18 protein-coding genes are annotated in these 17224 nt (G+C 71.8%); 9 read left to right on the forward strand and 9 right to left on the reverse strand.

Annotated elements, in window-relative coordinates; all coding sequences use genetic code 11:
* The first annotated feature begins 83 nt into the window (after positions 1-83).
* The 4 genes from ACPPVS_RS15645 to ACPPVS_RS15660 all read left to right on the forward strand — a co-directional run bounded on the left by ACPPVS_RS15645 (position 84) and on the right by ACPPVS_RS15660 (position 3896).
* Positions 84-2225 (forward strand): putative bifunctional diguanylate cyclase/phosphodiesterase, encoded by a 2142-nt coding sequence (locus tag ACPPVS_RS15645; protein ID WP_426593156.1) that lies wholly within the window; start codon positions 84-86, stop codon positions 2223-2225.
* Positions 2226-2304: 79 nt separating this feature from the next.
* Positions 2305-2970: a hypothetical protein gene (locus tag ACPPVS_RS15650; RefSeq protein ID WP_426593157.1), complete on the forward strand. Its 666-nt coding sequence runs from the start codon at positions 2305-2307 to the stop codon at positions 2968-2970.
* Between the two features lie 7 nt (positions 2971-2977).
* Entirely contained in the window at positions 2978-3706 is a 729-nt protein-coding gene (locus ACPPVS_RS15655) for a signal peptidase I (protein WP_426593158.1), read from the forward strand.
* Complete coding sequence (locus ACPPVS_RS15660) at positions 3687-3896, forward strand: hypothetical protein (protein WP_426593159.1); 210 nt, start codon at positions 3687-3689, stop codon at positions 3894-3896. Before ACPPVS_RS15655 ends, ACPPVS_RS15660 begins: the two co-directional genes overlap by 20 nt.
* 4 nt (positions 3897-3900) lie before the next feature.
* Here ACPPVS_RS15660 and ACPPVS_RS15665 read toward each other — a convergent pair whose 3' ends face one another.
* The 8 genes from ACPPVS_RS15665 to ACPPVS_RS15700 all read right to left on the reverse strand — a co-directional run bounded on the left by ACPPVS_RS15665 (position 3901) and on the right by ACPPVS_RS15700 (position 12007).
* Positions 3901-5304 (reverse strand): FAD-binding oxidoreductase, encoded by a 1404-nt coding sequence (locus ACPPVS_RS15665; protein ID WP_426593160.1) that lies wholly within the window; start codon positions 5302-5304, stop codon positions 3901-3903.
* Between the two features lie 133 nt (positions 5305-5437).
* On the reverse strand, positions 5438-7285 hold the full coding sequence (locus ACPPVS_RS15670; RefSeq protein ID WP_426593161.1) for a sensor histidine kinase: 1848 nt from the start codon (positions 7283-7285) through the stop codon (positions 5438-5440).
* Positions 7282-7626 (reverse strand): response regulator, encoded by a 345-nt coding sequence (locus ACPPVS_RS15675; RefSeq protein WP_426593162.1) that lies wholly within the window; start codon positions 7624-7626, stop codon positions 7282-7284. The genes ACPPVS_RS15670 and ACPPVS_RS15675 overlap by 4 nt, the downstream gene beginning before the upstream one ends.
* On the reverse strand, positions 7623-7787 hold the full coding sequence (locus ACPPVS_RS15680) for a hypothetical protein (protein WP_426593163.1): 165 nt from the start codon (positions 7785-7787) through the stop codon (positions 7623-7625). The genes ACPPVS_RS15675 and ACPPVS_RS15680 overlap by 4 nt, the downstream gene beginning before the upstream one ends.
* On the reverse strand, positions 7784-9268 hold the full coding sequence (locus tag ACPPVS_RS15685; protein ID WP_426593164.1) for a glycosyltransferase: 1485 nt from the start codon (positions 9266-9268) through the stop codon (positions 7784-7786). Before ACPPVS_RS15685 ends, ACPPVS_RS15680 begins: the two co-directional genes overlap by 4 nt.
* A complete protein-coding gene (locus tag ACPPVS_RS15690; RefSeq protein WP_426593165.1) occupies positions 9265-9981 on the reverse strand; it encodes a PHP domain-containing protein in 717 nt (238 codons plus the stop codon). The genes ACPPVS_RS15685 and ACPPVS_RS15690 overlap by 4 nt, the downstream gene beginning before the upstream one ends.
* Positions 9978-10937 carry an ATP-grasp domain-containing protein gene (locus ACPPVS_RS15695; protein WP_426593166.1) on the reverse strand — a complete coding sequence of 320 codons (960 nt, stop codon included), beginning with the start codon at positions 10935-10937 and terminating at the stop codon, positions 9978-9980. The genes ACPPVS_RS15690 and ACPPVS_RS15695 overlap by 4 nt, the downstream gene beginning before the upstream one ends.
* Entirely contained in the window at positions 10934-12007 is a 1074-nt protein-coding gene (locus ACPPVS_RS15700) for a response regulator (RefSeq protein ID WP_426593167.1), read from the reverse strand. The genes ACPPVS_RS15695 and ACPPVS_RS15700 overlap by 4 nt, the downstream gene beginning before the upstream one ends.
* A gap of 151 nt (positions 12008-12158) precedes the next feature.
* Here ACPPVS_RS15700 and ACPPVS_RS15705 point away from each other — a divergent pair, with 151 nt between their 5' ends.
* Both ACPPVS_RS15705 and ACPPVS_RS15710 read left to right on the forward strand, forming a co-directional pair.
* Positions 12159-13340 (forward strand): LLM class flavin-dependent oxidoreductase, encoded by a 1182-nt coding sequence (locus tag ACPPVS_RS15705; RefSeq protein ID WP_426595999.1) that lies wholly within the window; start codon positions 12159-12161, stop codon positions 13338-13340.
* Entirely contained in the window at positions 13337-13957 is a 621-nt protein-coding gene (locus tag ACPPVS_RS15710) for a CE1759 family FMN reductase (protein ID WP_426593168.1), read from the forward strand. The genes ACPPVS_RS15705 and ACPPVS_RS15710 overlap by 4 nt, the downstream gene beginning before the upstream one ends.
* A gap of 146 nt (positions 13958-14103) precedes the next feature.
* Here the strand turns inward: ACPPVS_RS15710 and ACPPVS_RS15715 are convergent, their stop codons facing one another.
* Positions 14104-14379, reverse strand: a complete 276-nt coding sequence (locus tag ACPPVS_RS15715) for an adhesin (RefSeq protein ID WP_426593169.1) — start codon at positions 14377-14379, stop codon at positions 14104-14106.
* Between the two features lie 139 nt (positions 14380-14518).
* Between ACPPVS_RS15715 and ACPPVS_RS15720 the strand changes: the two genes are divergently transcribed.
* Genes ACPPVS_RS15720 through ACPPVS_RS15730 form a run of 3 tightly spaced genes read left to right on the forward strand, consistent with a single transcriptional unit; the run spans position 14519 to position 16718 of the window.
* The gene (locus tag ACPPVS_RS15720; protein ID WP_426593170.1) at positions 14519-14917 is read left to right on the forward strand and encodes a nitroreductase family deazaflavin-dependent oxidoreductase; all 399 of its coding nucleotides are present in this window, start codon (positions 14519-14521) and stop codon (positions 14915-14917) included.
* An 11-nt stretch (positions 14918-14928) separates the two neighbouring features.
* Positions 14929-15321: an iron chaperone gene (locus tag ACPPVS_RS15725; RefSeq protein WP_426593171.1), complete on the forward strand. Its 393-nt coding sequence runs from the start codon at positions 14929-14931 to the stop codon at positions 15319-15321.
* On the forward strand, positions 15318-16718 hold the full coding sequence (locus ACPPVS_RS15730; protein WP_426593172.1) for a threonine/serine ThrE exporter family protein: 1401 nt from the start codon (positions 15318-15320) through the stop codon (positions 16716-16718). Before ACPPVS_RS15725 ends, ACPPVS_RS15730 begins: the two co-directional genes overlap by 4 nt.
* Positions 16719-17224: the final 506 nt, after the last annotated feature.

Below are 17224 nucleotides of genomic sequence, written 5' to 3' on the forward strand. Positions count from 1 at the left end.
AGGCGTGTCGTGTTTCTTCCCGCTGTTCCGCATACTCTCGGCAAAGCGGATGCCGATCCGGCGCTCGCCGATGGAGGACGCCTGTGCCCGGAGCCACTCGCCGCCGCTGGTCGCTGACACGCTACTTCGCGGTCGTCAGCATCGTGGCCATGGCCGTGCTCGGCGTCGCCCTGGTGTGGGTGACGTGGTCGGTGATGAGCAACCAGGCCGTCAACGACGGGATCGTCGCGGCGGAGGACGTCCAGACCTACGCCACGGCGACGGTGCCCACCGACGCCTTCGTGCTCCCCGACGTCCTGACCCCGGACCAGGCCGCGGCGGTCCGGGTCGCAATCGCCGGCTTCTCAGACCACCTGATCGAGCTGCGGCTCTGGGCGCAGGACGGCTCGCTGATGTACAGCTCGGCCACCCACACCACGACGGCCTTCCCCGCCGGCGACCGCCTCGACCGCGTGATGTCGACCGGCCAGTCGGACGCGCGGATCATCACCGACGTGCGCGGCGCCAGCCTGAGCTCGGAGGAGAACACGCAGCGCCAGGTCCTCGACGTGTACGTGCCGGTGAAGGTCTCCGAGACCCGGACACGGGAGTCGACCCTGTCGCCGATGCCTCCGAGCGGGGAGATCGTCGGTGCGGCCGAGATCATGCTCGACCACACGGCCTCCAGCACCGCGTTGGCGGAAGCGGTGCGGACGGTCTCGATCGTCGTGGCACTGGGCCTGCTCCTGCTCTGGATCCTGCTCTTCCGCACGGTCTTCACCACGTCGCGACGGCTCCAGACCACCGCCCTGGAGAACGCGCGGCTCGCGTTGCTGGACTCGCTGACCGGCCTGCCCAACCGCCGCATGCTGGCCGAGCGGATGCGGCGCACGATCACCGAGGCGCAGGAGACCGGCAGCCGGGTCGGGCTGATGCTCCTGGACATCGACAGGTTCAAGGACATCAACGACTCCTTGGGCCACGACCGCGGCGACGAGCTGCTCGAGCAGGTGGCCGAGAGGTTGCGCGGTGCGTTGCGGGACGACGACATCGTGGCGCGCCTCGGTGGCGACGAGTTCGCGATCCTCTTGCCGGACGTCCGCTCCGTGGCGAACGCCGAACGACTGGCCCGCCGGGTGCGCGGCCTCTTCGTGCCCCCGTTCATGCTGGGCGAGCTGCCGCTGCACGTGGACACGTCCGTCGGCGTCGCCTGCCTGCCGGACCACGCCGACGACCCGTCGTCGCTGATGCGCACCGCGGACGTCGCGATGTACGCGGCCAAGCACCGTCGCACGGGTGTGTCCGTCTACTCCTCCGACGAGGACGACTCGTCGCCGGCCCGTCTGGTCCTGCTCGGCGACCTGCACCGGGCGCTCACCCCTGCCGAGGGCGAGCCGCGCGAGCTGCGGATGCACTACCAGCCCAAGATCGAGCTGGCGACGGGCCGCACGATCGGGCTCGAGGCGCTCATGCGCTGGGTCCACCCGACGCGCGGCCTGCTGCCCCCGACGGTCTTCATCCCGCTCGCCGAGCAGTCGGGCCTCATCCACGACGTGACGCGGTACGTGCTGATCGAGTGCATCACCCAGCTCGCCGCCTGGCGCGCCGAGGGGCGCGCCACGCCCGTGGCGGTGAACCTGTCCGCGCACGACGTGACCACCTCGGCCGTCGTCGACCTCATCGAGCAGCTGCTCGACGAGCACGGCGTGCCTGCCGACCTGCTCGAGGTCGAGATCACCGAGACCGCGCTCGTCTCCGACCCGTCCCGGGTGGTCCCGGTGCTCGAACGGCTCAGCGCGTTGGGAGTCCGGGTGGCCATCGACGACTTCGGCATCGGCAACACGTCGATCTCGCAGCTGCGCGACCTGCCCGTCGACGAGCTCAAGATCGACCGGCTCTTCGTCTCGGACCTCGGGTCGGGGGGCCGCGAGGGGTCCGACACGCTCGTGCAGGCCATGGTCGACCTGGCCCACTCGTTCGACCTGCAGGTCGTGGCCGAGGGCGTCGAGGATGCCGGCACCGCGGCGATCCTGCTGCGCCTCGGCGTCGACCAGGCGCAGGGCTTCCTGTACTCGCAGGCCGTGCCTGCAGCGGAGCTGCCCCTGGTCAGCTCGGTCCCGCGCCCGCGACGCGGTCGCAGCAGTCGCGCCGGGGCGGTCGCGGTCGCCAGTCACGACGACCGGCCGGCTCCCGTCCGACACGCCCGCCCGCCGCGTCCACCACGTCCCGACCCCACGATCGGGTGATAATTCGGCATTGCACTCAAGTTCGGCGCCAGGGTGCCGATGGGAGAGTTTCGCTCAAAGCCCTCTGGAGGGTGCACTGATGATGGACGACCTGCTGCACGAGATGATCAACCCGGCCCCCGCACCGCGGGACGCAGCACGTCGGCGACGCCTGTGGACCACGGTTGTCATCGTCGGGCTGGCCGCGATCGGCGCGACGACGCTGACCACGTCGGCGCTGTTCACGGACAACGACTCGACCTCCGCCGACATCCACACGGGCACCGTGGACCTGGTCCTCGGCGGCCCCGTCCCGTTCGCGTTCACGCCGCAGAACCTGGCGCCGGGCTCGTCCACGTTCGTCCCGCTCACCGTCTCGAACGCGGGCTCGCTCGAGATGCGTTACGCGATCTCCTACTTCGGCGTCGCGGGCGCCGGTACCGGCACGGGCAACCTGAGCGACGTCCTGCAGCTGCGCATGTACGCGGTGCCGGCTGCCAGCTGCACGCAGGCCGGCACCGACGCCGCGACGACCATCAACAACGGCGGCGTCGCGGTCACCAACTGGCCCACCATCCCTGGTGCGCTCGTCGGCAGCTCGGCGGTCGGACCGGATGCCGGCGACCGCACGATCGCCGGCGGGAACAACACCGAGAGCCTGTGCGCCCGGGTCGACTTCCCGATCGGCGCGGGCAACGAGTACCAGGACACGACCGTCACCCTGAACCTCGTCTTCGACGCCGAGCAGACCATCAACAACCCCTGACCTGACCATGTCCGCCACGAGCGGGAGCCGCGGCGCTCCGCTGATCGACCGTCGGGCCCCTCGGGCCCCCGGCCGTTCGACCCGACGCCGCCGCCTCCCGGTGTGGCGGCGGGTCCTGTCTGTCGTCCTGTGGACGGTCGTCGTGGTCTGCGGGCTCGCCTACGCGGTGTCGCTCGCGGTCCCGCTCTGGTTCAACGCGCACGACCAGCGACTCCTGGTGGTGACGTCGGGATCGATGTCCCCGACGTTCGATGCGGGCGACGCCGTCGTGATGCGGGCGATCACCGACGAGTCAGAGCTCAAGGTGAACCAGGTCATCTCGTTCTGGCCGGTCGGCTCCGAGGCGCTGGTCACACACCGGATAGTGGCCCTGCAGAAGATCCCGGACTCGGACACGGATCTGACCACCGGTCGCTCGGTCCCGCGGCTCGACGCCGACGGCAAGGCGAAGCTGCGCTCGTACGTCATCACCAAGGGCGACGCGAATCCCTATCCCGACGTGAACGCCACGCCGGTGGAACGGGTGCGCGGTGTCGTCCTCGCGGTCCACCCCGGGTGGGGCTGGGTGCTGAACTGGGCGGGCTCCAGCGTCGGACGCGCAATCATGCTTGTGCCTCCGCTGCTCGCACTCGCTACCCTCGAGCTGCTCGCGGTGCACGACCGCCGCCGCTCCGGCGACGGTCGCCCCGTCGAGAGCGCCGGCGACAGGAGGGTGGATGAGCTCCTCCTCGAATGAGCCACGGCCCTTCCTGTCGCGCGACCGCGGCTCGATCCTGCGGCTCGTCGTCGTGGTCCTCTTCGGCGTGGCGGCTCTCGTCGGTCCCGTTCTTGCCTCGACCGCCTCGCGATTCAGCGACGAGAAGCAGATCGGCGTGCAGCTCTCCGTGCCGGGCACACCGACTCCCACCCCGACTCCCACTCCCTGACCCGCTACGACCGCAGTCCGCGCGCAGCCAGCAGCACACCGTCGGGGTCGTACACGAGCGAGAGCGTCTGGAGCCGACGGGCGACCTCGGGCGGGAACACGCGCGCGGCCCACACCGGCCCCGCGGTGTCGGTGAAGTTCGGCAGACCGCCGTCGGTGGCCCAGGGCGCGAGGCCGCTGTGCAGGTGGGCGCTGTCGCTGACCACCCGCTGCGCGATCTCCGGGACGAGCACCCCGAGCGAGAACACCGAGAACTCGGCGTCCCGGAAGGCGAACGCGCTGGGCACCCCGCGGTCGTCGCGCACCTTTCCACCCAGCTGACGGACCTCGACGACGGCGAGAGTCGTCGCCGCTGCGGGGCCGACGAGCTCGATCAGCCGGTCGGCCGTCTCCGGACCGAACGACGACAGCAGGCTGTGCTGCTCGTGCAGCGGCATCGGGTCGATCGGGTCGCTGTGGATGTCTCCCAGCTCGGCGTAGGGCATGACCCGCACCGTGTCCAGCACGGGCTCGGCGACCGAGCGCAGCGCCTGGACCATCTCGGCACCCTCGACCGGGTCGCCCGTCCAGGCGAACCGCACCGAGATCGACGTCCGGCCGCGCACGACCTCCGGGAAGACCGGCAGGTCCGGCAGGTGCAGCACGGCGAACGACGTCGTCCCGGCCTCCGGCAGCAACGACGACCAGACGCTCCACGTGCGGATCACCGCGGGCGCGTCCGCGGCGTCGAACCAGAGCGCTCCGGCGTACAGGGACGGCTGCTCGACCAGGTCGATCTCGACCGCCGTCACGATCCCGAGGGTCCCCTTGCCCCCGCGCAGCCCCCAGAAGAGGTCCGGGTTCTGCGTGGCGCTGGCCCGGCGGATCGTGCCGTCGCCCGTGACCACGTCGAACGCGCGGACCGTGTCCGACGCCAGCCCGTGCGTCCGCGCGACCGGCCCGAGGCCCCCACCGGTCAGGTAGCCGACCACGCCGACGTCCGGCGACGATCCCGCCAGGCCTGCGAGCCCGTGCGGCGCGCACGCCTCGAGCACCGCCTGCCACCTCACGCCGGCACCGATCCGGGCCCAGCGCTCCCCGGCGTGCACCGTGACCTCGTCCAGCGCCGCGGTGCTCACCAGGATCGCGTCCTGCATGCTCTCGGTGGCGCCGTGGCCCGTGCCCTGGACGGCGACCCGCACCCCGGCGGTGGCGGCGAGCCGCAGCGCGTGGCTGACGTCCTGCGCGTCGCGCACGGCGACGACGCCGGCGGGGGCGATCGCCTTGACCAGGTTGCTGGTGCGGGTCAGGGCGGCGTAGTCGTCTGTACCCGGCAGGTGCACGGGGACGCCGGACTCGGCGAGCGCCATGAGTGCTGCGGCCGGGGCGGGACGGTAGTCCGAGCCGACCAGTGAGCTGAGGATGGTCATGCGTGTCCAGTCCTTCGAGTGTCCGGCGCAGGGGACCTGCGCAGCTTCGTGTCCGCGCCGCGTGGCGCTCGGGCAAGAAGGGGACTCGGACGACCGTCTGATACATCCCGAATGTCCGACTACCGAGGGGTGCCTATCCGGGTGGCGTGGTCGGCAGGTCGATCGTGAACGTGGTGCCCTCACCCACCAGGCTCGCGATCGACAGCGTGCCGCCGTGGGCGTCGACGACCGCCTTGGTGATCGACAGGCCCAGCCCGACGCCCGGGATCGCCCGGCGGGTGGCCGTCGACGCCCGGAAGAACCGGGTGGTCAGCGACTCGAGCTCGTCGGGCGGGATGCCGATCCCGGAGTCGGCCACCGTGATCCGCGCACCGAGATCGGTGGGCGCGACGGAGACCCGGACCGATCCGCCGGCCGGCGTGAACTTGATCGCGTTCGAGACGAGGTTGTCGACGGCCTGCGCCAGCCGCACCGGGTCCGCGTCGATGGGCGCCGGCTCGATCCCGGCCTCGAGCGAGACTCGCGCGCTCTCCGCCACCGGGGCGGCTGAGCTGAGGGACGCGCGCGCGACCTCGGCGACGTCGATGCGCTGCGGCCCGATGGAGAACCGTCCCGCGTCCACCTGTGCGGTGAGCAGCAGGTCGCCGACGAGCCGCAGCTGGCGTCGGGCGTTGCGGTCGATGACGTCCAGGTACTCGCGCTGCTCGTCGGTCAGCGGGTCCGTGCCGTCGGTGAGCAGCTCGAGGTAGCCAAGCACCGACGTCAACGGCGTGCGCAGCTCGTGGCTGACCAGGCTCACGAACTCGTCCTGCAGGCGCGCGGCCTCGCGCTCGGCGGTGACGTCGGTGGCGACGACGACGCAGCCGTTCACCATCCCGCCGACGTCCTCGCGGCGGGTCACCGCGAGCTGCACGGTGAGCGTGGAGCCGTCCCGGCGGACGTACGTCCAGTCGCGCACCTCGGGCCGCCCCACCAGTGCGGCGGCGACGAGCGTGTCGAACATGACGCGCGGGTTGTCGACGCCCTCCGTGTCGTCGAAGAGCTCCCGGCGGCGGGCGTCGAGCTCCGCCTGGACGTGGAAGGCCGTCAGTCGCACCCGCCCGACGACCTCGCTGCGGGCATACCCCAGGAGCCGCTCGGCGCCGGGGTTGAAGAGCTCGATCATGCCCTCCGCGTCGGTCGCGATGATCGCCTGCTCCGTCGCGGAGTCGATCACCGAGACCATCTGGTCGAGGGTGGCCCTGCGTCCGTCGGCCACCCGCGCGAGCTCCACGGCGTCGTTGCGGGCGCGTTCGAGGAGCGTCGCCTGTTGCTTCTGCAGCCGCTCCAGGGCGGCCGTGCGGGCGCGCAGGCGGTCGGTCGTCTCGTGCACGGTCACGGCCATCACGAACGCGACGAGCGACACGAACATGCTGCGCAGGATCGTGTCTGTCGTGACCCCGAGCGCCGAGTCCAGGATCGCCGGCGCGAAGATCACCGCCGCGACCCCGACCGTGCCGATCATCACGACCCGACGTCCCCGCTGGGACGCCAGCGCGATCACCGGCAGGAACACGATGGTCGTGAACAACGAGCCCGTCCCGCCGGTCCCCGCGCGCAGCACCCCCACGGCGATGATCTGAGCGATCGGCAGCACGTCCTGCGCGGCCTCGGGCCACCGGCTCCACGGCAGCAACCGGGCGGCGAGCGCCTGCGCGACCATGATGAGGCCCGCGGCCGCGACGAACTCCGGGTGCGGGACCGCGACCCACGGCGAGGCCATCAGGAGGAGCGCGACCAGGAACAGGGCCAGGACGGGCAGCTGCCGCTCGACCACGGACGCGTCGGGGCCGAGCAGGCGATGCACGGTCGCCGTCCAGCGGGTCTGGTTCACCCGGTCGGTAGATCTCCTGCCCGTCCCGGCGCGGGCGGTGCCCAGGCGGCGATCCTTCTGGAAGCGCCGCTCGACGCCGTCCCACGGCGGCTCCGGGGGCTCGCTCATCCGGCGGCCAGCGCAGCGACGAGCGCCTGGTGGACGCGCTCGCCCGTGAACGGCTTCGGCAGCCACGCCTCGGCGATGGGGTAGTCCTCGGTGTCGAGCACGGAGGTGACGACCACCGCCAGCGTCGGTCGTCGCACGCGCAGCTCCGCGACCAGCTCGGCGCCGCTCATCCCCGGCAACCGCAGGTCGACGAACGCGACGTCGACGTCGAGGGACGCCTCGTCGGCGAGCGCGTCCTCGGCGGTGGCCAGGGCGATCACCTCGCAGTCCAGCCTGTGCAGGTGCCGGACGAGCAGGGCGAGCTCGTCGGGCTCGTCGTCCACGACGAGCACGCGCGTCATGAGACCGGGCCGTGCAGGAGCAGCGCGACGACCGTGCAGGCCGCCGCCACGAGGCCGGCGACGACCAGCAGCCGGCGTTCGGTGCGCCGGTTCGACCGGATCTCGTCGGTCAGGGCCTCGTCCGTGAGGGTCCCCCAGACCTGCTCGTCCGAGAAGCTCATCCCAGCACCCGTCCCGTCTTCTCGGTCTTGTCCCACACCGCAGCGGCGCCGCGCCACTGCTTGACGTACGCGTCGAGCGTGATCGCGCACAGCACCGGGCCGAAGCCCACAACGTAGAGCAGCGGGACGGCCAGGGGCTTGAGCACCCGCGTGCGTTCGAGCTGTTTGACCACCCAGGCCAGCACCATGGCCAGCACCGACCACGCGTAGAGCGTCAGGGTCCACAGCTCACGGCCCACCGGCGTCATCTCCCAGCCGAACAACGCGGGCAGGCGCACCTCGAGCAGATCGGGGAACCAGGCCGCGACCATCACCACCAGCGCGCCGAGCCCGGGGAACACGATCCCCTGGAACCAGGAGCGCTTCGCCGTCTCCCGGTCGAGCAGCATCGTCATCACCGTGATGAAGACGTAGGCGCAGACCGCCACCCACCAGAGCGCCTGGAACGCGAGCGTCGCGGTGACCTCGGCGACGAAGTAGAGGCCGACCAGCCCGACGGCGGCCAGGATCATCGCCACGGGCAGCAGGTAGATGGCGAACCAGATGACGCCGAAGTCGAACCGCCCCAGGCTGTGTGCGCGACGCGGCCGGAACCAGACCTTGCGGAACGTGCGGGTGATCTGCACGTTGCCGCGCGCCCAGCGCACCCGCTGCTTCCAGAGGGCCGTGACCGAGTCCGGCTCCTCCGCGAGCACGACCGCCGCTGGTTCGAAGACGACACGACGACCACCGAGCTGCGTGAGGAACGTGGTGTACGTGTCCTCGGCCAGGGTGCTGGTGTCCACCTCCCCGCCGACCGCCTCCAGGTTGGCGCGCGAGTGCAGCTGCGCTCCCCCGGCCAGGCACGCCATGGCGCCGATGACGTTCTGCGCGCGGCGGGCGGCCGCCTGGGCGGTCACGTACTCGTACCCGATGAACCGCGCCACGCTGCCGGGCCTGGCGCTGCCCTCGCGGATGAACGCGGTCACCGCCCCGACCCGTTCGTCGGCGAGGTGGCGGGTCATCCGTCGCAAGGAGTCGGGACGGTAGATGACGTCGGCGTCCATGATGAGCAGCGCCTGCATCCAGTCGTCGGCCAGCGCGGCGCGGATGCCGTGGTTCAGCGTGTGGGCCTTGCCCTGACCGCCCTGCTCGCGGCGCAGGTGCACGATCCGGTCGTCGTACTGGGCGGCCTTGGCGCGCACGACGTCGGGGGTGTCGTCGGTGCTCGCGTCGTCGACGACGAACACCCGCAGCCGGTCGGGCGGGTACGCCAGGCGCATCAGGCGGTCGAGCGACGCCCCCAGGACGGCGCCCTCGTTCCAGGCCGGGACGATGACGACGACCCGCGGCAGGTGCGGCGCGGCGCGGGCCAGGTGGTTGCGGAAAGCGTGCACCGGCACCAGCAGGTACTGGTAGAGGCCCGCGAGCACGGGGATGGCGCCGATGCCGACGAAGGCCGCCAGGACGGCGACGAGGACGTCGCGCCACGGGATGCTCACGTCGTGCGCACCCAGTCGTACGCGCCGACCTCCGCATCCGTGTGCGCGTCCGTCGACGCGACCAGCAGCACGCCCGCCGCGCGCCACCGAGCGGTGATGCGCGTACCCGGGCACTGCCACTTCTCGTTGACCTCGACCAGCGTGCCGGTGGCGATGGTGACGTCAGCGAGGACGTCGAGCAGCTGGTCGGGCACATCGTCCTCGCTGATGCCCACCTTGGGCAGCACCGAGAACGGGTGCGCGAGCTGTGCGGGGCCGACCTGCTGGATCGCCCGGATCGTCGCCGTGACCAGCATCTCGATGACATCGGCGGGGTCGAGACCGTCGACGATCCGTTCGAGGGTGGCCCGGGGGCTCCACGGTCCGTCGGGCCCCGGCACCTGGTGGTCCGCAAGCAAGATGCGGTCCGGCCCACCCGGGTCGCCGACCGACGCGAGAACGTCGGCCGGCGCGTCGACCGTTCCGCCCGCGTCGAGGATCTTGGCCTCGACACCGGTGATCACCGTGAGGCCCTCGATCCGCGGGAGGGCCCGGACGGCGGCCAGGAACTCGGGCACGTAGGTGGTGTCCCGGCGCACATGGTCGACCATCCGGACCACCCGCAGGCCGGCGCGGTCCGCCGCCGCGAGGTTCTCCTGCGGCGTGCTGACCGCGTCGTCGGAGAACGTCGAGTGGACGTGGTGGTCCTCGTCGGGGGACGGCAATCGCCTCATCGGGGCTTCAGCACCTGGTCGACCGGCAGGAACACGTCCTCCAGGTAGCGCACGTTCGCGATCTCCTGGAAGCCGACGTATGCCGGGACCGGGCGGCCCAGGACCGCGTCGAGCGTCAGGGACGGCATGTCGACGCCTGCGGCGATCGTCAGCGGCATGGCACCCGGGAACCGCGGGTTGACCTCGAGCAGCGCGGGAACGCCCGCGGCGTCGTACTTGAGCTGGACGTTGGCCACCGTCGTCAGCCCGACCGCCCGCGCGACCGCGGAGGCCGTCTCGATCAGGGCGTCGTCGTGCACGGTGACACCCGCGACGGCGACGCCGGAGTCCACCCGCAGGCGGGCGCGCGGGACCGCCGCGATCACCGACCCGTCCAGCCCGGCGAGGACGTCCACCGAGAACTCGTCGCCGGGCAGCATCTCCTGGACGATCAGGTCCTCTTCGTCGTGCACCGCGTCCAGCTGCGCCTGGTCGGACACCACACGCACGCCCCGCGAGCCGGCGCCTCGTCGCGGCTTGACGATCACCGGGAAGTCCCAGCCGCTGGTCGCCTGGACCGTGCCGAGCAGCTCCGTGCGCGGCACCCGCACGGTCCGCTCGCACGCCCGCGCGAGCGCGAGCTTGTCCAGGCAGGTCTCCAGCGTCGCCAGTGCGGGCGAGGCGAGGATCGCGCCGCCGAGCTCGTCTCGGACGGCGGCGAGCCGCGGGAGCTCGACGTCGACGGTCGGGAAGAGCACGTCGATGTGGTCCTCGACGCACAGCTGCCGCACGACGTCGACGAAGTCCGGAGCCTTCCCCGCGGGCACCAGGCGTCGGTACGGCGCGTCCACCAGGTAGAGCGCGCTCGCCCAGCGGTCCATGTCCGCCGCGAACACCTCGACGTCGCCGCGTCGCAGCAGCGACCGGATCACCGCGACGCCCGCCGGGCCGCCCGCACCCGTCACCAGGACCCTCACGCCGTCTCCCCTCCGTGCTCGTCTGCCATCGCCTCGGACGCCGCGACCAGGCCCGCGGTCCCCCGGAGCATCGCGGCCGCGCGGATCGTCTCGAGGGGCTCCGCGAACGATCCCGTGCCGAACCGTGACCAGTACCGCGCGGTCGCCCGCACGAGCTCGGGGTCCATGTAGTCGCGGTGCGTCTGCGAGGCGAACGCCTCGAGCATCCGCAGCTTCGTCTCGATGTACCCGTCGACCGGCACGAACCGGGTGGGTCGGAAGTCGATCGTGGAGGACGGGCTCTGGAAGCACGCGAGCGACGGGACCCGGCGGGCCGCCACCTCGACGGCCTGCCGCACCGCGCGGTGGTCCTGGTGCCGGTCGTGCCCGCTGTGCGTGTAGACGATGGTCGGCTGCACCTCGCGGATCGTCTCCTCGATCGTGGTGATGAGCCCGTCAGCCGGGTCGAGACGGGTGTCCTCGAAGTCGTGCAGGTAGAGGCGCGCGCCGATGATGGCGGCGGAGGCGAGCGCCTCGTGCCGCCTGGCCTGGACGTCGCCACCGACGGAGCCGCTCGACAGGGTGAGGATCACGACGGTGTCCCCCGCGGCGCGGTGCGAGGCGAGCGTCGCGCCGATGCCGATCTCGACGTCGTCCGGGTGCGCACCGACCGCGAGCACCACGTCGTGCGGGTCCTGCGCGGCACGGCGCTGACGACCCAGGGCGGCGAGCGCGGTGATCCGTTCGAGCAGCGTGGCGGCGGCGACGGGCTTGACCAGGAACTCGTCGGCGTCACGCCGCAGGGCGTCGACCGCGTAGTCCACGCTCGCGAACGCGGTCATCACCGCGACCGGCGTGCCCGCGGCGCGCGAGCGCAGCTCGTCGAGAAGCTCCAGACCGCTCATCCCCGGCATCTGGATGTCGGTGAGCACCACGTCGAACTGGGCCCGGGCGACCTCGGCGAGCGCCGACATGGGCTCGTGGACGACGGTGACGGCCATCCCCCCGCGTCGTTCGAGCACCGTGCGCACGTACTGCGCCGTGTCCGCGTCGTCCTCGACGACGAGGACGCTGATCTGGTCGTCTGCCACGCTGTACTGCCTTCCGTCACCGGCTGGTGATTCCCCACGCTATAGGTACGTCCGGACGGCCACCGTGCGGGGAATAGCCGCGGCGGGTCACTAGTTGAAGCGGCAAGTACATGCAAACGCATGAACCTTTGATCGATCTGTGAGGCGTGAGATGCAGTTCGGGATCTTCACCGTCGGCGATGTCACCACCGATCCGACGACCGGCCGGACGCCGGACGACACGGAGCGCGTGCGCAACATGCTCACCATCGCCCAGCACGCGGACGCCGCGGGCCTGGACGTCTTCGCGACGGGCGAGCACCACAACCCGCCGTTCGTCCCGTCGTCGCCCACGACCATGCTCGGCTACCTGGCCGGCACGACGACGAACATCATCCTGTCCACCGCGACCACGCTGATCACCACCAACGACCCCGTCCGGCTGGCCGAGGAGTACGCGATGCTCCAGGTCATCTCCGACGGCCGCATGGACCTCATGATGGGCCGCGGCAACACCGGCCCCGTGTACCCGTGGTTCGGTCAGGACATCCGCCAGGGCATCCCGCTGGCCATCGAGCACTACGCGCTGCTGCGTCGCCTCTGGGAGGAGGACGTCGTGGACTGGCAGGGCAAGTTCCGCACACCGTTGCAGGGCTTCACCTCGACCCCGCGGCCGCTCGACGGCGTCCCGCCGTTCGTCTGGCACGGCTCGATCCGGTCCCCCGAGATCGCCGAGCAGGCCGCCTACTACGGTGACGGGTTCTTCCACAACGCGATCTTCTGGCCGATCGAGCACGCCGCCCAGATGGTCAGCTACTACCGGCAGCGCTTCGAGCACTACGGGCACGGGCAGGCCGACCAGGCGATCGTCGGACTGGGCGGTCAGGTGTTCATGGCGAAGAACTCGCAGGACGCCGTCCGCGCCTTCCGGCCCTACTTCGACAACGCACCCGTCTACGGGCACGGACCGTCGCTGGAGGACTTCGTCCGCGACACCCCGCTGACCGTGGGCAGCCCGCAGGAGGTCATCGACCGGTACGGGAAGTTCCACGAGAAGGTCGGCCACTACCAGCGCCAGATGTTCCTCATGGACCACGCCGGCCTCCCGCTGAAGACCGTGCTGGAGCAGATCGACATCCTGGCCACGGAGGTGGTCCCCGTCCTGCGCGCCGAGGCCGAGTCCGCCCGTCCCGAGCACGTGCCGGCGAACCCGCCGTCGCACGCCGCCCGGGTGGCCGCGGCGAAGGCGGCGGGTACGGTGCACGAGCAGGTAGTTGCCGAAGACACCTTTACCGGTCTCCGGGCCGAGGACTCCCTCTCTTCTTCAAGTTCTTCAGGAAAGGACGTGCGATGAGCGACCGCTCGATCGTCGTCATCTCGGCGGGGCTGTCCCAGCCCTCGTCGTCGCGTCTGCTGGCCGACCGGCTCGCCGACGCCACCGTCACCGAGCTCGCCGCGCGCGGCATCACCGCGCACGTCGAGACGGTGGAGCTCCGCGACCTCGCCCACGAGGTGGTCAACATGACCCTCACGGGCTTCGCGTCCGGCCCGCTCGCGTCCGTCATCGAGAAGGTCACGGCCGCCGACGGCGTCATCGCCGTCACGCCGATCTTCTCCGCCTCGTACTCCGGCCTGTTCAAGTCGTTCGTCGACATCCTCGACAAGGACGCCCTCGTCGGACGGCCCGTGCTCGTCGGGGCGACCGGCGGCACCGGACGGCACTCGCTCGCGCTCGAGTACGCGCTGCGGCCGCTGTTCGCCTACCTGCGGGCCGACGTCGCCGGCACGGCCGTGTTCGCGGCCACCGACGACTGGGCCGACGGGGGTGGCGACGACGTCAACCCGCTGCCGGCCCGGATCCGGCGCGCCGGCCGCGAGCTGGCCGAGATGGTGGCCGACCGTGAGCCGTCCGCACCGGTCGGGCTGTACGACGCCGTGCCGTCGTTCGACCAGCTGCTCGGCGGCTCCTGACAGATCGCGTTCCTGACAGATCGCGCAACGAGGGCGGGGAGCCGGGTGGCTCCCCGCCCTCGCTGTTTGCGTGCCCGTGCACCCGGGCCGGTCGTGCCCCGGCCGTGCACAGGCGATTCGGGGTCTGCGCTCGCCTCTGCGTGCGACTACTGCGGTGCGAGCGTGAATGCCGTGCCGGTCGCGACCGGCTCGACGTCGAGGCGCTGGTCGGTCAGCGTGACGGACGCCTCCGGGTCGACGTAGACGCGACTCGTCCCGTCCGTCACCACATCATCGCCCGGGAACGGCTCGGGCACGAGCGCCAGCTCGAACCCGCCCGCCTCCTGCTGGGCGATGCGCAGACCGCCCGTGTCGTCGGGAAGCCCGGCGTTGGTGGTGAGCGTCTGGACCGCCGTGCGTGCGCTGTCGGTGAGGGTGAGCACGTGGCTCTCCTTCCGTCGTCCGTTGAGGGGCACCCCACCGTGCTCACGGCGACGCGACATCGGCAACTCGGGCCCGCTGGGCAAGACCGCGGGTGTCCAACGGTCGCGGGCGGCCGCGATCGGCCCTAACCTCCGCACCATGCCGCTCCCGCTGTGGATCACGCGCGTGAACCGGCGGGTGGCCAACCCGCTCCTCGGGCTGCTCTCCGACGACCTGCCCCCGCTCGCGACGCTGCACCACGAGGGCCGGTCGACCGGCCGGCGGTTCCACACGCCCGTGATGGCGTTCCCGGCGGGTCCGCGCATCACGATCGCGTTGACGTACGGGCCGCGCGTGCAGTGGCTGCAGAACATCGAGGCGGGCCGACCGGCTCGGCTGGTCCGGCGTCGTCGGGTGCTCGTCCTGTCCGACCCGGTGCGGCTGCACGGCTCGGAAGGTGCGCGCCTGGTGCCCGCGTGGACGCGTCTCGCCCTGCGCCTGCTCGCCACGGACGAGTTCGTGTCGTTGCGCGCCCACGATCCGTACGATCGGCCGTAGGAGGTGGCGAGATGCCGCGTGAGGGCTATCCGGCCGCGACCGTCGACGAGTACCTCGCTGCCGTTCCGGCAGACCAGGGCGCGGCGCTGCGGGTGGTCCGGGACCGGTTGGTGGACGCCGTTCCCGACGCGGGCCAGATCATCTCCTACCGGGTGCCGACCATCACCTACCGCGGGACCGGGCTCGTCGCGCTGTCCGTCGCGAAGGCGCACTGCAGCCTGCACCTGATGAGCCCACCCCTCGCACGGTCGCTCGCCGGTTCGCTGCCCGAGGGTCGACTGTCGGGGGCGACCCTGCAGTTCGGCGCGGATTCGCCGCTGAGCGAGGAGACGGTCCGCCGGATCGCGGGTCTGCGCATGGCCGAGGTCGACGCGCGTCTCGACGCGCACCCCGGTACGCGATGACAGCGCTGCCGCCGTCGTCCTCGCCCCCGCACTCCTCCCCGCTGCGCACCGCGTCCGCGTCCCACGGCGTCCACCTGGGCGGCCGGCTGCGGCGGGCGATCCGGGCGCTGACCGAGCCACCGCCCCCCGGGGTCATCGAGGAGCCCGGCGAGCTGCCGACCGTGCCCGCCGACCTAGTGCCGCTCCTGCGCGAGCTGGGGGCGGCGCTCCTCTCGTCGGGACAGTCCGTCATGGACACCGAGCAGCAGATCGGGGACATCGCGCAGGCGTACGGCGCGGACCAGGTCCGCACGCTCGTGCTGCCGACGGGTGTGTTCATCCACGTCGAGACCGCCGAAGGCCCCGAGAGCGACTTCACGGGTCCCGACACCGAGACCACGCTTCCGCTGCACCAGATCGGCGCCGTCGACCGGTTGGTCCGCGACCTGTCCACCGGCACCGCGGACCTCGCGGAGTCGCGCGTGCGGCTGCGCCAGATCCTCGCGATGCCGCCGTTGTACGGGCCGCTCGCCGTCGTGCTCGGGCACGCGCTGCTCACCGTCGGGTTCGGTCTGATCCTCTACCCGGCGGTCGACGCGCTGCCCGCCTACGTCGTCATGGGCGCGCTCGTCGGGCTCCTGCGGCTGCTCGCCGACCGGTGGCCGACGCTCTCGACGGCCCTGCCCGTCGTCGCCGCGTTCCTGGTCAGCCTCGCGACGATCACCGTCGTTGCCCCCGCCCTGGACACCGACCCGATCCGGCTTCTCGCGCCGCCGCTGGTCAGCTTCCTGCCCGGCGCCGTGCTGACCGTCGCGGCGATGGAGCTGACCAGCAACCAGGTGATCGCGGGGGCGTCGCGGCTGGTCTACGGGATCGCGCAGCTGCTGCTGCTCGCGTTCGGGGTGGTCGCCGCGGTCACCGTCGCCGGACCGTTCTCCACCACCAGCACCTCCCCGCTGCTCGGGTCGTGGGCCGCGTGGGTCGGCGTGCTGTTCGTCGCCGTCGGGCACCGGTACTTCTCGTCGCCGCCCCGCGGGTCGTTCTGGTGGCTCCTGCTCGCCCTGTACGCCGCCTTCGCCGCGCAGACCGTCGGTCTGGTCCTGCTCTCGCCCCAGCTGTCGGGGTTCGTCGGCGGGCTCGTGCTGGTGCCCGTCTCGCAGGCCATCGCCCGGGCCCGCACCGGCCCGCCCGCGATCGTCACCATGCTGCCCGCCTTCTGGCTCCTGCTCCCCGGCGCGCTCGGGTTCCGGGGCGTCTCCGAGCTGGCGACGGGTGTCGAGGCCGGTGCGACCGACGTGATCGACACCGTCCTGGCGCTGTTCTCCATCGCGCTCGGTGTCATCGTCGGCACGGCCCTGACCCGCGACGCCCGCCGCGTGGGTCGCGCGATGGTTCGTGCGGTGACGCCGACGCCCTGACCGGCTTCGCTCAGACCATGCCTCGTCGGTTCCCGACGATCCCCGACGACACGGTCGTCCCCGCCCACTTCGCCGTGTCCGTGCACCCCTCGGCGCAGTGCATGCCGCAGGCCGGGCACACCCAGAGGGTGTGATGACGGTCGACCGTGCAGCCGCACGTCACGAACCGTTCCGACGGCCGGCCCGGCCCGCTCGTCGTCCACCGGTGCCCGGCAGGGCAGCCCGCGGGCGGGACGCGCACCCAGCCCCGTGGCGTGCGTTGCCACTTCGACCAGTCGATCTCCCGGACCATCACCGCGCTCAGCCCGTTCTTCGTCGTCCGCGCCGGTTGTCCACAGGTGGGTGCTGGGCCGTCGCGGTGCCAGTGGTCGATCGTACACTTGTTCGAACGGATCGATCCGGCGGACGAGGAAGGGTGGCGACGATGGACGACGAGAACGCCACGACTGCGCCGTCCTCGATGCGTGACCTGCCGGAGTTCCCGGTGCCGGCTGCCTCGATCCTGG

The organism is Cellulomonas sp. McL0617, assembly GCF_049994875.1.
In the GTDB taxonomy this organism is placed as follows: domain Bacteria; phylum Actinomycetota; class Actinomycetes; order Actinomycetales; family Cellulomonadaceae; genus Cellulomonas.

Bases quoted from the DNA above. Each gene is read 5' to 3' on its own strand.
- ACPPVS_RS15710 (WP_426593168.1), top strand. From the start codon at position 13,337: ATGAGCGACCGCTCGATCGTCGTCATCTCGGCGGGGCTGTCCCAGCCC.
- ACPPVS_RS15650 (WP_426593157.1), top strand. From the start codon at position 2,305: ATGATGGACGACCTGCTGCACGAGATGATCAACCCGGCCCCCGCACCG.
- ACPPVS_RS15660 (WP_426593159.1), top strand. From the start codon at position 3,687: ATGAGCTCCTCCTCGAATGAGCCACGGCCCTTCCTGTCGCGCGACCGC.
- ACPPVS_RS15720 (WP_426593170.1), top strand. From the start codon at position 14,519: ATGCCGCTCCCGCTGTGGATCACGCGCGTGAACCGGCGGGTGGCCAAC.
- ACPPVS_RS15730 (WP_426593172.1), top strand. From the start codon at position 15,318: ATGACAGCGCTGCCGCCGTCGTCCTCGCCCCCGCACTCCTCCCCGCTG.
- ACPPVS_RS15675 (WP_426593162.1), bottom strand. From the start codon at position 7,626: ATGACGCGCGTGCTCGTCGTGGACGACGAGCCCGACGAGCTCGCCCTG.
- ACPPVS_RS15690 (WP_426593165.1), bottom strand. From the start codon at position 9,981: ATGAGGCGATTGCCGTCCCCCGACGAGGACCACCACGTCCACTCGACG.
- ACPPVS_RS15680 (WP_426593163.1), bottom strand. From the start codon at position 7,787: ATGAGCTTCTCGGACGAGCAGGTCTGGGGGACCCTCACGGACGAGGCC.
- ACPPVS_RS15670 (WP_426593161.1), bottom strand. From the start codon at position 7,285: ATGAGCGAGCCCCCGGAGCCGCCGTGGGACGGCGTCGAGCGGCGCTTC.
- ACPPVS_RS15725 (WP_426593171.1), top strand. From the start codon at position 14,929: ATGCCGCGTGAGGGCTATCCGGCCGCGACCGTCGACGAGTACCTCGCT.
- ACPPVS_RS15655 (WP_426593158.1), top strand. From the start codon at position 2,978: ATGTCCGCCACGAGCGGGAGCCGCGGCGCTCCGCTGATCGACCGTCGG.
- ACPPVS_RS15705 (WP_426595999.1), top strand. From the start codon at position 12,159: ATGCAGTTCGGGATCTTCACCGTCGGCGATGTCACCACCGATCCGACG.
- ACPPVS_RS15665 (WP_426593160.1), bottom strand. From the start codon at position 5,304: ATGACCATCCTCAGCTCACTGGTCGGCTCGGACTACCGTCCCGCCCCG.